This is a genomic window from Xanthomonas sp. LMG 12459 (assembly GCF_009192905.1).
In the GTDB taxonomy this organism is placed as follows: domain Bacteria; phylum Pseudomonadota; class Gammaproteobacteria; order Xanthomonadales; family Xanthomonadaceae; genus Xanthomonas_A; species Xanthomonas_A sontii.
The window spans coordinates 1-13,030 of sequence record NZ_NSGT01000059.1 but is presented as its reverse complement, the minus strand read 5'-3'; the positions used below and the strand labels follow the sequence as shown (position 1 = coordinate 13,030).

Annotated in this window: 12 protein-coding genes and 1 pseudogene; 9 read left to right on the top strand and 4 right to left on the bottom strand. The window is 66.8% G+C overall.

Features of this window, described 5'->3' with window-relative positions:
• The first annotated feature begins 187 nt into the window (after positions 1 to 187).
• The 3 genes and pseudogenes from CEK65_RS13835 to CEK65_RS13825 all read left to right on the top strand — a co-directional run.
• A complete protein-coding gene (locus CEK65_RS13835) occupies positions 188 to 1,240 on the top strand; it encodes a transglutaminase family protein (RefSeq protein WP_152182105.1) in 1,053 nt (350 codons plus the stop codon).
• Positions 1,241 to 1,248: 8 nt separating this feature from the next.
• Entirely contained in the window at positions 1,249 to 1,836 is a 588-nt protein-coding gene (locus tag CEK65_RS13830; RefSeq protein ID WP_150410393.1) for an RHS repeat-associated core domain-containing protein, read from the top strand.
• A 518-nt stretch (positions 1,837 to 2,354) separates the two neighbouring features.
• Positions 2,355 to 2,678 (top strand): annotated as a pseudogene (locus CEK65_RS13825) (transaldolase family protein); the annotation flags it as partial.
• Positions 2,679 to 2,760: 82 nt separating this feature from the next.
• Here CEK65_RS13825 and CEK65_RS13820 read toward each other — a convergent pair.
• Positions 2,761 to 3,288: a Vps62-related protein gene (locus tag CEK65_RS13820; protein WP_152182104.1), complete on the bottom strand. Its 528-nt coding sequence runs from the start codon at positions 3,286 to 3,288 to the stop codon at positions 2,761 to 2,763.
• A 453-nt stretch (positions 3,289 to 3,741) separates the two neighbouring features.
• Here CEK65_RS13820 and CEK65_RS13815 point away from each other — a divergent pair, with 453 nt between their 5' ends.
• Positions 3,742 to 4,311 (top strand): type 1 glutamine amidotransferase family protein, encoded by a 570-nt coding sequence (locus tag CEK65_RS13815; protein WP_152182103.1) that lies wholly within the window; start codon positions 3,742 to 3,744, stop codon positions 4,309 to 4,311.
• A 179-nt stretch (positions 4,312 to 4,490) separates the two neighbouring features.
• On the top strand, positions 4,491 to 5,720 hold the full coding sequence (locus CEK65_RS13810) for a hypothetical protein (RefSeq protein WP_152182102.1): 1,230 nt from the start codon (positions 4,491 to 4,493) through the stop codon (positions 5,718 to 5,720).
• Between the two features lie 85 nt (positions 5,721 to 5,805).
• Here CEK65_RS13810 and msrA read toward each other — a convergent pair whose 3' ends face one another.
• Both msrA and CEK65_RS13800 read right to left on the bottom strand, forming a co-directional pair.
• Positions 5,806 to 6,456, bottom strand: coding sequence for a peptide-methionine (S)-S-oxide reductase MsrA (gene msrA, locus CEK65_RS13805; protein ID WP_150410396.1), 651 nt, complete (start codon positions 6,454 to 6,456; stop codon positions 5,806 to 5,808).
• A gap of 103 nt (positions 6,457 to 6,559) precedes the next feature.
• A complete protein-coding gene (locus CEK65_RS13800) occupies positions 6,560 to 7,081 on the bottom strand; it encodes an SgcJ/EcaC family oxidoreductase (protein WP_152182101.1) in 522 nt (173 codons plus the stop codon).
• A 127-nt stretch (positions 7,082 to 7,208) separates the two neighbouring features.
• Here CEK65_RS13800 and CEK65_RS13795 point away from each other — a divergent pair, with 127 nt between their 5' ends.
• From CEK65_RS13795 to CEK65_RS13785, 3 genes are read left to right on the top strand one after another with little or no spacing between them, the layout of a single operon-like run.
• Positions 7,209 to 7,910, top strand: a complete 702-nt coding sequence (locus CEK65_RS13795) for a helix-turn-helix transcriptional regulator (RefSeq protein ID WP_152182100.1) — start codon at positions 7,209 to 7,211, stop codon at positions 7,908 to 7,910.
• Entirely contained in the window at positions 7,907 to 9,817 is a 1,911-nt protein-coding gene (locus tag CEK65_RS13790; protein ID WP_152182099.1) for an ATP-binding protein, read from the top strand. Before CEK65_RS13795 ends, CEK65_RS13790 begins: the two co-directional genes overlap by 4 nt.
• Entirely contained in the window at positions 9,814 to 10,287 is a 474-nt protein-coding gene (locus tag CEK65_RS13785) for a response regulator (protein ID WP_152182098.1), read from the top strand. Before CEK65_RS13790 ends, CEK65_RS13785 begins: the two co-directional genes overlap by 4 nt.
• Before the next feature lie 61 nt (positions 10,288 to 10,348).
• Here CEK65_RS13785 and CEK65_RS13780 read toward each other — a convergent pair whose 3' ends face one another.
• Positions 10,349 to 10,576: a DUF2007 domain-containing protein gene (locus CEK65_RS13780; protein ID WP_152182097.1), complete on the bottom strand. Its 228-nt coding sequence runs from the start codon at positions 10,574 to 10,576 to the stop codon at positions 10,349 to 10,351.
• A 258-nt stretch (positions 10,577 to 10,834) separates the two neighbouring features.
• Here CEK65_RS13780 and CEK65_RS13775 point away from each other — a divergent pair, with 258 nt between their 5' ends.
• On the top strand, positions 10,835 to 12,586 hold the full coding sequence (locus CEK65_RS13775) for a glutamine--tRNA ligase/YqeY domain fusion protein (protein ID WP_152182096.1): 1,752 nt from the start codon (positions 10,835 to 10,837) through the stop codon (positions 12,584 to 12,586).
• Positions 12,587 to 13,030 lie beyond the last annotated feature (444 nt).

Below are 13,030 nucleotides of genomic sequence, written 5' to 3'. Positions count from 1 at the left end.
CATCATCCCGAGGAGCGGCGGCGACGTCGCTCCTTTTTTATTCGCGCATTGAGCATGCGGCGCTTGCCTTGACTCCCAACCTTGCGTCATTCCTTACGCTGATAGCCTGTCAGTTGACTTGCTCCTCAATCCGCTGAGGTCGATAAGGTTTGACAATCAATAGACAGTCCTCTTTGGCCAGACTAGGATGACCAAAGGACTTGGGGGCAAAGGAATGCGACCAGCACTTCTCTTGTTTGCAGCGTTTCTCATGCTTGGCGTATCGGGCGAGAGCTTGGCTGATCCTCCCAAGCCGGCGACTCGTCAGAGCCAGCAACGAACACCGGACGCCACGGTCACGGAGCTCCGAGCACTCCTGCAGACGCCCGAGAGCGAAATCGACTTGGCAAAGGCCAAGCTCGCTATCGACCGCATGATCGACTCGAAGGTTGACCCCACTGTCACCCTGCTGCAGCTCGACACACTGACTACTCGCATCAAGGCGCGTTTTCCGACGAATGCGACCAGCCAGTCCAAGTTGGAATTGCTTGTGAGCTCGCTGTCCCAGGCCGGGCCGTGGAATGACTATCGCCCTTTCAGTTACGACCTGAACGACCCATTCGGCAAAACGATCCACAATAAGCTGCTTTCAACCTACCTGACGACCCGCAAGGGCAACTGCGTCTCAATGCCGGTGCTGCTTGTAATTCTGGGCCAGAAGCTGGGACTGGATATGACCTTGGCGACAGCGCCCGAGCACGTCCTGGCGAAGTTCCGGAACGACCGAGGCCAGTGGATCAACATCGAGGCCACCAGCTTTGGCACGAAGAGCAACGCCAGCTATGAGCAGGAAACCAACATCTCGCCGAAGGCCGTGGCCAACCGCCTCTACTTGCGGCCGCTAAACAAACGCGAGTCTGTCGCAGTCATGCTGAGTACCTTGATGGAGTTTTACGGGCAGCAGCAGCGTCAGGAGCAACGCATCGCGATCGCCGACCTGGCGTTGCAGGCCGACCCCAAGGATATTGCGGCGATGCTACAGAAGGGCAACGCCTACTTCAGGTTAATGCAACAGTACATGGCGAAGTATCCGTCGCCTGCGGCCATTCCCCCAGAACAGCGTTTGGATTTCGATGCACTCCAACGCAGTAACGATCTTTGGTTTAATCGGGCCGAGGCGCTTGGTTGGACGATGCCACCCAAGACACAGGATGCGAACTACCTACAAACCATCCAACACGCAAAGGCAACGCAACAGTGAGGGCGGTGATGCACAAGCTAAAATGCGCAGGGGGCGTGCTAGCCATTCTAATCGCCGGGTTTGGCGGACCCGTCTCAGCACGTTACGTACAGTCAGATCCAATCGGTATCGCAGGCGGCGTCAATACATATGCCTACGTGCAAGAAAATCCGGTGTCATCCATAGACCCACTTGGCCTCAGAAAGGTGATCCTCTTCAACCCTGGCGACTATCCGTTCTACCAAGGCGCAATGGCGACTCCTGACATTCCAGGCGTCACCAGGGTGTTTGGGCACATGGGACCTGACCGCGTTCTCGACCAGCGCCATGATGGTCTTGCTGTGAAGCTGGACGTGGAAGGTGTCAAGTACATTATTGAGGGAGCGGGCTGGACTCCCGGTGAGCCGGTTGAATTTATGGGGTGCCGCTCAGGGCAGGGAGAGAACTCGATCGCCGAACAGTTCGCAAACAAGTATTCCACTGCTACATCGGGCGCCACGCAGTACATGTGGTACAACGATCTTGGCATAAGCGGAATCTATGGAAAGGTTCCTTACTTCCATTGGAAGAATTATGCCAATCCAGGAGTCATGCGCTCCTTTCCGCCTGGACCGTGAATATGACCATGGGAAAGCCTCTACTTCGCTGGCTCCTTCTTGCACCGGCCGTAGTTGCCAGCCTCTTATCGATGGCGGGCATGTATTGGCTATGCCATCAATTGCTGCTGCAGGTATGCCCTCCATCGTCAAAGTCGATAGAGGGGGTGACCGACCTAGCGAGTGACAACTATGGAATAGCCACCACTACATGTTCACAAAGTTGGTACCCATCTGCAGAATCTTCACTCCTGATTGTGATGCTTCTTCTATCCGTGCTGGTTTGCTGTCTCAGTGCTTATCGCTTGGCACCCAGTCACAAACGACTTGTCAGCGCCCTTTGCGGAGTAGCGACAAGTGCATTTCTCGTCATGGCCTTTACTTGGCCAGAGTTGTAGCGCGCGAACTACTCGAAGCGCTCCTTATCAAGCCTAGCCCCTGCATCAGCAAAGGCGAGCGGCATTTGACTAGACCGATCGGAGATTAATGGGCACTCATTCTTTTATTGCAGGGAATGGGCAAAAGGGAATGGGGAAACTTGGCAGCACCGCGGTTCGCAGACCGTGGTCATGGGCGCCTCGTTCCGTTCCACCGCGCAGATCGAGGCGCTGGCCGGCTGCGACCGCCTGACCATCTCGCCGGACCTGCTGGAAAAGCTCGACGCCGACCACGGCCCGCTGCCGCGCAAGCTCTCGCCCGGCCAAGCCGACGGCGCCAAGATCGAGCCGATCGACGCCAAGCGCTTCGCCGCCGACCTGGCCGCCGATCCGATGGCTACCGAAAAGCTGGCCGGCGGCATCGACACCTTCGCCAAGGACCTGCAGACCCTGCGCGACACGATCCGGCACAAATTGATCGGCTGAGCAGCGCACGCCTTGCATCATCCCGAGGAGCGGCGGCGACGCCGCTCCTTTTATGTCCCTGACACGCCTTCAGCGGATCCCGTCAGGGCAATAGGATGATGTCGAAGGTCTGTATGGTCGTCGGATAACCCTGGCTGGGTTCGCAGCTATGCGCGAAACATGCGCCGGAGTAAGGAAGCTGCCACACCAGGACGTGGCTGTCGGCGCCGGAATCCCTGTCGTCCCAGATCAGATTTTCCTTGGTCAGCGAGACCAACTGGCAGAACTCCTCCCGCACGCACATCAGGCCAGGGTAGTCGACAAGGGTTGGCGGAGTATTGAAATCCGCCACCGCGATCGACCCGAGCGCGATGTATCCGGCCGGCGCTTGCAGGCTGTAGATGCCGAGCTTGCAGGGGCGACCGCTGCCGTTGCATTCCCATACGGTGGTGAAGCCGAGGGGCGCGCTCAGGCATATGTTCTGATTGGAGTCGTATTCCTGCAACACGACCATCGGACCGGATGGGGACGGCGGATTGGCGTAGTTGTTGGTCGCGTACAGGCCAGTGTAGAAGTACGCCTCGCCCTGGCCAATGCCGCTCACGAGCGGATGCCAGAAGCTGATGTTCATTCCCGCGCCGCTTCCTCAGTCGGTGATCTGGTTGGCGAGGTCGAAACTGTTGCAGACGGCCTGACAGAGAAAGCTCATCACCTACTTCTCCAGATACGAACCATCGAACGGCACGGCGAAGACACAGGCATCGACGAAACGCAGCGTCGTCGGCCTCCCCTTTACATCATCCGTCGCCCGTACCAGACCGGCGCGACCGCACTGTCTGCAAAATGCCTCTTGCGCGCCTGGGTTGCAAGGAATTCCACATTGGCTCCTTGGCGACGGCGCGCACAGGCGCACCGTGCCTGGCCACAACGCGCATGGAATCATGCAAACCATCCATCGAAGCGACGTCGCGCGTCCGAGCAGCGTTCGCATACCCGGCCATTGCCCCCGGTCGCCGCCATGCGTATTGGCGCTGCAGCGACGTCTTCCAGGCTATGCTGCGCGCCCGAGTGCAGAGGCAAGGCAATGGCGACGATCGCAGTGGTGATGGTGGACGGCGTGGCGGACTGGGAGATCGGCACCATCCTGCCGGCAGCGCGGGCCTGGTTCGGCGACACGATCCAGATCGCCAGCATCGACGGCAAGTCCATCACCTCGATCGGCGGGCTGGAGCTGCACCCCACCTATGCGCTGTCGGACCTGGCGCCATTGGACGCCGACCTGTGGCTGCTGCCCGGCAGCGACCGCTGGCAGGCCGGCGAGATTCCAGGACTGAGCGCACTGCTGCTGCAGCGTCTGGAGGCTGGCCGCGGCGTGGCGGCGATCTGTGGGGCGACCCTGGCGCTGGCCTACGCCGGCCTGCTCGATAGCCGCCCGCACACCAGCAATTCCGAAGCCTTCCTGCGCGAGCACGCCGGCGTCTACGCCGGCAGCACGCATTATCAGGAACGCCGCGTAGTCAGCGCTGGCGGGCTGATCACCGCCCCCGGCACCAGCCCGGTCAGTTTCGCCGAGGAATGCCTGCGCCTGCTGCACCCCGAACGCGAGGAGCAGATCGCGCAGATGCGGCAGATGTTCGCGGCCGAGTTCGTGTAACGCGACCAGTGCCACCTGTCATGCAGACGGCGGCGGCGCCACATGACTACACTTGTCGTCACACACCGTGAGGTACGCCATCAGCGGCTGAGCACAGCGCTGCGGTCGCCCATGACTCAGGCAGCCCGTCCCGAGGTGCACCAGCAGGGTGCTTCCACGACGTCGACAGGAGAAGGCGCATGCGCGGATGGATGGCGCGTTATTTGTTTTCGCTGGCGCTGGCCGCCGCCAGCGCCACCGGCATGGCCGCCACACCGGCACCGACGCGGGTCGCGATCCTGGGCGTGGAGCACGCGGGGCAACTGGTTTCCGAACGCGACCAACCGGGCGTGCTAGCGGCGTTCCTGGAGCAACTCGCGCCGGACGCGATCTGTATCGAACGCCCGCCGGAGCAGGCGGCGCGCGGCGATTACTACGAATACACCTACGAGGTGCAGGGCGTGATCCTGCCGTACGCTGCGGCGCATCCCGTCGCCCTCTGTCCGATCGACTGGATGCCGCCGGTGGAGGACGCCAGGCTCGGCTTCGGCGTGGACCTGGACACGCCGCTGGAACTACGCCGCGAGCAGGGGTTCCAGGGCTTCCTGTCGTTCCCCGACAAGACCGCATTGCAGCGCGATTTCTTCGCGGCGGATGTGGCCGAGAACGTGGCCGCGGTGCGGAAGTGGGCGCAAACCCCGGCGCCGCGCGCCGACCAGGACCTGCCGCGGCGCCTGTATCTGTATCGCACCTTCCTGCAGGCCCAGCGCATCCGCGCCGCAGCACTGGCGCACCCGGGCAAGACCGTGCTGGTCGTGGTGGGCTATTTCCACAAACCGGACCTGGAGGCGATCCTCGCGCACGACCCGGCGATCGCGCTGGTGCAGCCGTCGACGCTGGGGCGCCCCACCGCGGACGCGGTCGCGCGCGCCACCACCGCGACGCAGCGCGCGGCGATCCTCGCCTTCAACCTGCTCGGCACCCAGGCCGACACCGTCAACGTCGACTGGGCGTGGATGAGCCGCGTCCTGGCTGCCTACGCCGCCGACGCGCCGGCCGCCGAAACGGCGCTGTTGCGAACCCGCCTGGCCCTGCTGAGCGGCCGCATCGCACCGGCCGAGGCGCGGCGGCGCTACGCACGGCTCGCCGAGGACACGCCGGTCGAACTGGCGTTCGGCTGGACCGGCGTGCAGGACCGCACGCGCGTGGATTCGTTCTTCGATCCCTTCGGCAATCTGACGGTGCGCCAGCGCGCGACGCTGGAACTGGCACGCACCGACTACGCGCTCGGCCGCAGCCGTGACGGCGACGCGGCGATCGAACGGCTCCAGGCCGACCTGTCGCCACGCAAGGCGCTGCAACTGTCCGGCTATGCGGCGCGACTGCGGCCGGCCGCCGCGAGCACGCGCGATCCGCGAGCCGCGAAGTAACGGGCTCGCGGCGAGACGTCACCCGCGGTCGCCGTGACCCTCGATGGCGACAGCATCCTGCGCGAACGACGCGCAGATGCGATCTTCAGGCCTCCAGTCCGATCGGGCAACTCACCCCGGTCCCGCCCAGGCCGCAGTAGCCACCCGGGTTCTTGGCCAGATACTGCTGGTGCTCGTCCTCGGCGTAGTAGAACGGCGGCGCCGGGAAGCGGATTTCGGTAGTGATGGGACCGTAGCCGGCAGCATCCAGGCGCTGCTGGTAGGCGTCGCGGCTGGCCAGCGCGGCCTCGTACTGGGCCTGGGTGGTGCAGTAGATCGCCGAGCGGTACTGGGTGCCGGTGTCGTTGCCCTGGCGCATGCCCTGGGTCGGGTCGTGGCTTTCCCAGAAGGTCTGCAGCAACTGCTCGAAGCGCACGGTCTGCGGGTCGAACGCCACCAGCACCGCCTCGGTGTGACCGGTCTGACCGGAGCACACTTCGCGATAGGTGGCATTGGGCGTCTCGCCGCCGGCATAGCCGACCGCGGTGCTGAACACGCCGGGCAGCGACCAGAACTTGCGTTCAGCGCCCCAGAAGCAGCCCAGGCCGAACTGCACCTGCTCCAGGCCGGCGAAGGCATCGCGCAACGGATGGCCGTTGACGAAGTGGCGGTTGTGCAGCGGCAGCGGCTGCGCGCGTCCCGGCAGGCTCTCGCCCGGGCGCGGCAGGCGCTGCTTGAAGGCACCGATTCCCAACATGGCACGGACTCCTGGCAGCGACGGCGATGTCAGGTGGATGGCGCTGCCGGAGCCCGCTTTCAAGTGCGCCCGACCACCGCGGCGGCGGTGACAGGCGCGACGTTCACTTCGTTGCGGCGCTGGCCGTGGCGGCGGCGACCGGTTCCGGCATCGCCGAGCTGTGGTGGTTGATGATCAGCCAGCGCCCGTCGCGCTTTTCGTAGACGAAGGTGTAGCGCGCCTGCACCTGGCGGGTGCTGCCGTCGGGATTGTTCAGGGTGAAGGTGTAGACGCCGGCATCGACCGCGCTGTCGTCGTCGAGCAGCCGCACCTGGCGGTAGTTGATGGCACCGCGCGGCTTGGCGGCGAGAAAGTGGCTGAAGTAGTCCTCGATCTCGGCGCGGCTGGCGCGCACCTGGTTGGACACGGTCGGCAGCAGCACGCCGTCGCGGGCGTACAGGTCGGCCACGCGCTGCGGATTGCCGGTGGCCAGCGCCGCGTTCCAGCGGTCGAACAGGCCGGCGATCTCGCGCTCGGCACTGCTGGCCGGTGTCGCCGGCGTACCGTCGTAATGCATCGCCGGCGCGGCCAGCGCGGTGGAGGTGGTGGTCAGGCCCAGTGCCAGGGCGAACAGGATGCGACGCATGGGAAGTCTCCGCTTGCTGAGGGGATGCCGTCTCGGGGCGAAGCGAGTATCGGCAGCGGCGGCTTGCGCAACATCCGCTGGGCGGCATATCCTCGAATATGCCGTTCGGCATATCGGAGACGCGCTCGTGCACCCTCCCTCCAATGCAGGCCAGTGGCGTGAGGCACTGCGCCGCGACGCCGCCGACGCGGCGCGCTGGCAGGCCGTGGCCGCCGCCGCGGCGGCGCTGCGCGAGGCCGGCGATGCCGCGCAGGCCGCTGCGCACGCACTCGTGCCGGCCAGTGCCCTGGTGGCGGCCCCGCACGCCGCGGTGCTGGCGGTGCGGGGCGCCCGCTGCCTGGTGCTGGCCAGCCAGGGCGATGCGTTGCCGCCGGGCGCCAGCGTCGCCGTCGAGGCGCCGGCGCATGCCTGGCGCCTGCGCCGCACGGCCGCCAACGAGGCCGGCGAACTGTGCCTGCCGATCGCCGCGCTGGGCGTGCCGCTGGGCATGCTGTGCCTGGGCTGGGACGCCCGCACCGTCCCGGCGCCGGAAGACGTGCAGGCCCTGTCCGCGATCGCCGCGCTGCTGGCACCGCTGGCGGCCGAACCGCCGCGTGCGCCGCGGCGACGCAAACCGGCGCATGCCGACCGCCTGGCCGTGCTCAGCGCGCGCGAGCGGCAGGTGCTGGCGCTGCTCTCGCGCGGCCTCACCAATGCCGCACTCGGCGCCGAACTGGGCATCAGCGCCGGCACCGCCAAGGTCCACGTCGAGCGCATCCTGCACAAGCTGCAGGTGGCCGACCGCACCCAGGCCGCGGTGGTCGCAGTGCAGGCGGGGGTGGCGCTGTGAGGGCGCTGGCGCGGCACTGGAACGACTGGCCGCTGACCCGCAAGAGCCTGGCGCTGGTGGCGCTGCCGCTGTTGCTGCTGGTGGCGGCGCTGGTGGCGATCTACAGCGTGGAACGGCAGAACATCGCCGCCGAGAACGACGTGCGCCGCACCCTGCAGTTGCTCAGCGATTTGCACGAGGCGCATGCGCTGCTGGCCGAGACCGCCGCTGGCGTGCGCGGCTACCGGCTGGTGCGCCAGGACGCGTTCCTGACCCCGTACCGCGATGCCGAGCCGCGGCTGAAGACCGTGGTGCAGCGCCTGTCGCAACGCATCACCGACCCGCGCCAGGCGCAGCGCTTCGTCCGCATCCAGCCGCTGTTCGAGGAGAAGATGCAGGGCTGGCGGCGGCTCCTGGCGCCGGACCTGAGCCGCGAGGAAGAGATCCGCCAGCTGCGCGAGGGCAAGGTCACCCTCGACATCCTGCGCGCGGAACTGCGCGAGCTGCGCAACTACGAGACCGCGCAGTTGCAGGTGCGTACCGCCAAGGCGCAGGCGCTGCGCCAGCGCAACCTGCTGATCACCCTGTGCGCGGCGATGCTGGGCGGGCTCGGCGCGGTGCTCGCGGTGGCCTGGTTCGCCTCGTCGCTGTCGCGGCGCCTGCGCCAGCTCTCGGCCAATGCCGACCGCCTCGGCGACGGCCGGCCGCTGGCGCCGCAACCGCCGGCCGGCGACGAACTGGGCCAGGTCGCGCAGCGCCTGCAGCAGGCCAGCACCCTGCTCGCCGCGCGCGCCGAGGAAGCGCAGTCGGCGCGCCGCGAGGCCGAGAGCGCCAACCGCGCCAAGACCGAATTCCTCTCGCGCAGCAGCCACGAACTGCGCACCCCGCTCAACGCCATCCTCGGCTATGCGCAGGTGCTGGAGATGGACCTGCCGGGCGCGGCGCAGCGCGACCACCTGCAGCACATCCTCGGCGCCGGCCGGCATCTGTTGGGGCTGATCACCGAACTGCTGGACATCGCCCGCATCGAGGCCGATCAGCTCGACCTTAGCCCACGCCCGGTGCCGGTGCATGCCGCACTGGAAGAGGCGCTGGGCCTGGTCGCGCCGGAAGCGCAGGCGCGCGGCATCGTGCTGCGGCCACCGCAGTTGCCGCCGGAGTGGACGGTGCGCGCCGACCCGCAGCGGCTGCGCCAGGTGCTGATCAACCTGCTGTCCAACGCGATCAAGTTCAACCGTCCGGGTGGCGCGGTGTCGGTGAGCGCGGTGCCCGAAGGCCAGTCCCTGGCGCTGAGCGTGCACGACCAGGGCCTCGGTCTGACGCCGGCGCAGGTGGAACGCTTGTTCACGCCGTTCGAGCGGCTCGGCGCCGAGCGCTCGGCGATCGAGGGCACCGGCCTGGGCCTGGCGCTGAGCAAGCGCCTGACCGAGGCGATGGGCGGGCGCATCGCCGTGGACAGCGGCCCGGACGGATCGCGCTTCACCATCGCGCTGCCGCTGGACCGCCCACAGGCAGCGGCACTGCCGGACCCGGCCGTGGCGGCGCCGACGGCGAGCGGGATCCAGCGCCAGTTGCTGAGCGTGGAGGACAACCCGTCCAACCAGGCGCTGATCCGCACCCTGGTCGAGCGCCGCCCGCACTGGCGCCTGCACGAGGCCGCCAGCCTGGCGCAGGCGCACGCGCATCTGCAGCAGGCCACGCCGGACCTGATCCTGCTCGACCTGCACCTGAGCGACGGCAACGGCGAGGACCTGCTGCAGGCGCTGCGCGCGCAGCCGCACACCGCCGCGATCCCGGTGGTGGTGATCAGCGCCGATGCCACCGCGACCACGCTGGCGCGCGTGCAAGGCGAGCCGGTGCGCGCCTACCTGACCAAGCCGCTGGACGTGGCCGACTTCTTCTCCGTTCTGGACCGACACCTCGCATGACCCGCAACGATGTCCTGGCCGCGCGCATCCTGATCGTCGACGACGAACCGGCCAACGTGCGCCTGCTGGAAGAACTGCTGCAGCGCGAAGGCTTCCGCCAGGTGGTGGCGACCACCGACCCGCAGCGGGTGCTGGGCCTGGTCGCGGCGTTCGCGCCGGACATGCTCCTGCTCGACCTGATGATGCCGGAGCTGGACGGCTACGCGATCCTGGAACAGCTGGCGCGGCTGGCCGGCCCGTCCAGCTTCCTGCCGGTGATCGTACTCACCGCCGACCCCAGCCGCAGCGCCCGCCACCGCGCCCTCGGCCTGGGCGCCAAGGATTTCCTGACCAAGCCACTGGACACCTTCGAAGTCGCCCTGCGCGTCTGGAACGTGGCCGAGACCGTGGTGCTGTTCAAGCGCCTGCGTGCGCTGGCCGTGGCGGATGCCGCGCCGCCGGGATGGCTGACGGCCGGGATTGGGGATTAGGGATTGGGGATTCGCAACGGCAGCCCCCCGCTTTTGCCAATCCCCAATCCCGGCCCCCAACCTACATCGCCCGCGTCACCTGCCCGCCCAGGCCCAGCGTCATCAGCACTTCCTGGGCCCTTTCCAGCAGTTCGTCGGCCACGCAGACCTGGACCACGCCGAACGGCAGTTCGCCGGCGCCGCCGAGCAGGGCCTCGCCGAACACGAAGGCGGTGATGCCGGCGTCCTCCAGCGCGTGCTTGGCCAGGTGCGCATCGATCAGGTGCTGGGCGCGATAGGCGATCTGCATGGTCGGCCCCTCAGCCGTACACAGCGACATTGGCGACGGCACGGGAGACGCGCCGCACGCTCGCAGACAGGGTCTGGGCGCCGATAACGAGGCTGAGCAAAGGCATGGCGCGTTCTCGCAAAGGGAGATCGGCAGAGTACGCTGGGTACGCCGGTCGCAGCCAGCCGAACCGAGCCCCCAGCGTCAACAAACGTCAACATAGGGTCAACGTTTGTTGACCCGAGTAGACTGTTGCGCACCCAATTTGTTGACGCGCGCATGTCCGACACCCCCGCCACCGACGCCTCCGCCCCGGCCGAGAAGAAAGACTTCATCCGCCAGATCGTCCGCGAGGACCTGGCCAGCGGCAAGCACACGGCCATCCGCACCCGCTTCCCGCCCGAGCCCAACGGCTACCTGCACATCGGCCACGCCAAGGCGATCTGCCTGGACTTCGGCATCGCCGCCGAGTTCGGCGGGCGCTGCAACCTGCGCTTCGACGACACCAACCCAGCCAAGGAAGATCCCGAATTCGTCGCCGCGATCCAGGACGACGTGCGCTGGCTGGGCTTCGACTGGGCCGAGCTGCGTCACGCCTCGGACTATTTCGAGGTGTACTACCTGGCCGCCGAGAAGCTGATCCGCGACGGCCACGCCTTCGTCTGCGACCTCTCCGCCGAGCAGGTGCGCGAGTACCGCGGCACCCTCACCGAGCCGGGCCGCGACTCGCCCTACCGCACCCGCAGCGTCGAGGAGAACCTGGACCTGTTCCGGCGCATGCGCGCCGGCGAGTTCCCGGACGGCGCGCGCACACTGCGCGCCAAGATCGACATGAGCAGCGGCAACATCAACCTGCGCGACCCGGCGCTGTACCGGATCAAGCACGTCGAACACCAGAACACCGGCAATGCCTGGCCGATCTACCCGATGTACGACTTCGCGCATTCGCTGGGCGATGCGGTGGAAGGCATCACCCACTCGCTGTGCACGCTGGAGTTCGAAGACCACCGCCCGCTGTACGACTGGTGCGTGGACAAGGTCGACCTGGCCGGCCACCCGGAACTGCTGCAGCCGCTGCTGGACAAGGGCCTGTCGCGCGAGGCGGCCAAGCCGCGGCAGATCGAGTTCTCGCGGCTCAACATCAACTACACGGTGATGAGCAAGCGCAAGCTGACCCAACTCGTCGCCGAAGGCCTGGTCGACGGCTGGGACGACCCGCGCATGTACACCCTGCAGGGCCTGCGTCGCCGCGGCTACACGCCGGCCGCGCTGCGCCTGCTGGTCGACCGCGTCGGCATCAGCAAGCAGAACTCGGTGATCGACTTCTCGGTGCTCGAAGGCTGCCTGCGCGAAGACCTGGACGCGCACGCCGCGCGGCGCATGGCGGTGATCGAGCCGCTGAAGCTGGTGCTGAGCAACCTGCCCGAGGGCCACAGCGAAACCCTGACCTTCTCCAACCATCCCAAGGACGAGAGCTTCGGCACGCGCGAAGTGCCGTTCTCGCGCGAGCTGTGGATCGAGCGCGAGGACTTCGCCGAAGTCCCGCCTAAAGGCTGGAAGCGGCTGGTGCCGGGCGGCGAAGTGCGTCTGCGCGGCGCCGGCATCGCCCGCGTCGACGAAGTGATCAAGAACGCCGCCGGCGAGATCGTGGAACTGCGCGGCTGGCTCGACCCGGAATCGCGCCCGGGCATGGAAGGCGCTAACCGCAAGGTCAAGGGCACCATCCACTGGGTCAGCGCCGCGCACGCGGTGGAGGCGGAGATCCGCCTGTACGACCGCCTGTTCTCGGTGGAAAAGCCCGACGACGAGTCCGACGGCAAGACCTACCGCGACCACCTCAACCCCGACTCCAAGCGCAGCGTGCGCGGCTACGTCGAACCCGCCGCCGCCCAGGCCGCGCCGGAGCAGGCGTTCCAGTTCGAGCGCACCGGCTATTTCGTCGCCGACCGCTACGACCACCGCGCCGACGCGCCGGTGTTCAACCGCAGCGTGACCCTGCGCGATACCTGGAGCGGCGGCCAGGGCGGCTGACCAAGCGCGTGTGCGATGCCTCCAGCGACGGCGATGTCCTGGAGGAAGGCAGCGCATCGGCCGCGGACCGCGTGCCCGAACATCTGCCGCGTCGTTCGGCGCTATCGCGTCGGGACTGAAGTCCCTCCCACAGGATGGCTGCATGCGCGGCCGCTTCCTGCAGGGCTAGCGTTAGCGTTGTTTTATTGGTGAGGCATCGCGCTGAAGCGGGGGCTAAAAAGCCGGGATTGGGGACTTGAGATTGGGGATTCAGAACCCCGCAAATCGGGACCCGAAATGTTCCGCAAGTGCTGGGCGGTTGCGATTGCACTGTGGGAGGGGCTTCAGCCCCGACGGGCTTTACCGATAACGCCTGTCGGGGCTGAAGCCGCACCCACAAAAGCAGCTGTTTTTTTATCGGCGCACTGGATCGCTTTGCAGCGGTTGTACTCCGCGGACTACGCT

Bases quoted from the DNA above. Each gene is read 5' to 3' on its own strand.
- CEK65_RS13835 (WP_152182105.1), top strand. From the start codon at position 188: ATGACCAAAGGACTTGGGGGCAAAGGAATGCGACCAGCACTTCTCTTG.
- CEK65_RS13830 (WP_150410393.1), top strand. From the start codon at position 1,249: ATGCACAAGCTAAAATGCGCAGGGGGCGTGCTAGCCATTCTAATCGCC.
- CEK65_RS13820 (WP_152182104.1), bottom strand. From the start codon at position 3,288: ATGAACATCAGCTTCTGGCATCCGCTCGTGAGCGGCATTGGCCAGGGC.
- CEK65_RS13815 (WP_152182103.1), top strand. From the start codon at position 3,742: ATGGCGACGATCGCAGTGGTGATGGTGGACGGCGTGGCGGACTGGGAG.
- CEK65_RS13810 (WP_152182102.1), top strand. From the start codon at position 4,491: ATGCGCGGATGGATGGCGCGTTATTTGTTTTCGCTGGCGCTGGCCGCC.
- msrA (WP_150410396.1), bottom strand. From the start codon at position 6,456: ATGTTGGGAATCGGTGCCTTCAAGCAGCGCCTGCCGCGCCCGGGCGAG.
- CEK65_RS13800 (WP_152182101.1), bottom strand. From the start codon at position 7,081: ATGCGTCGCATCCTGTTCGCCCTGGCACTGGGCCTGACCACCACCTCC.
- CEK65_RS13785 (WP_152182098.1), top strand. From the start codon at position 9,814: ATGACCCGCAACGATGTCCTGGCCGCGCGCATCCTGATCGTCGACGAC.
- CEK65_RS13780 (WP_152182097.1), bottom strand. From the start codon at position 10,576: ATGCAGATCGCCTATCGCGCCCAGCACCTGATCGATGCGCACCTGGCC.
- CEK65_RS13775 (WP_152182096.1), top strand. From the start codon at position 10,835: ATGTCCGACACCCCCGCCACCGACGCCTCCGCCCCGGCCGAGAAGAAA.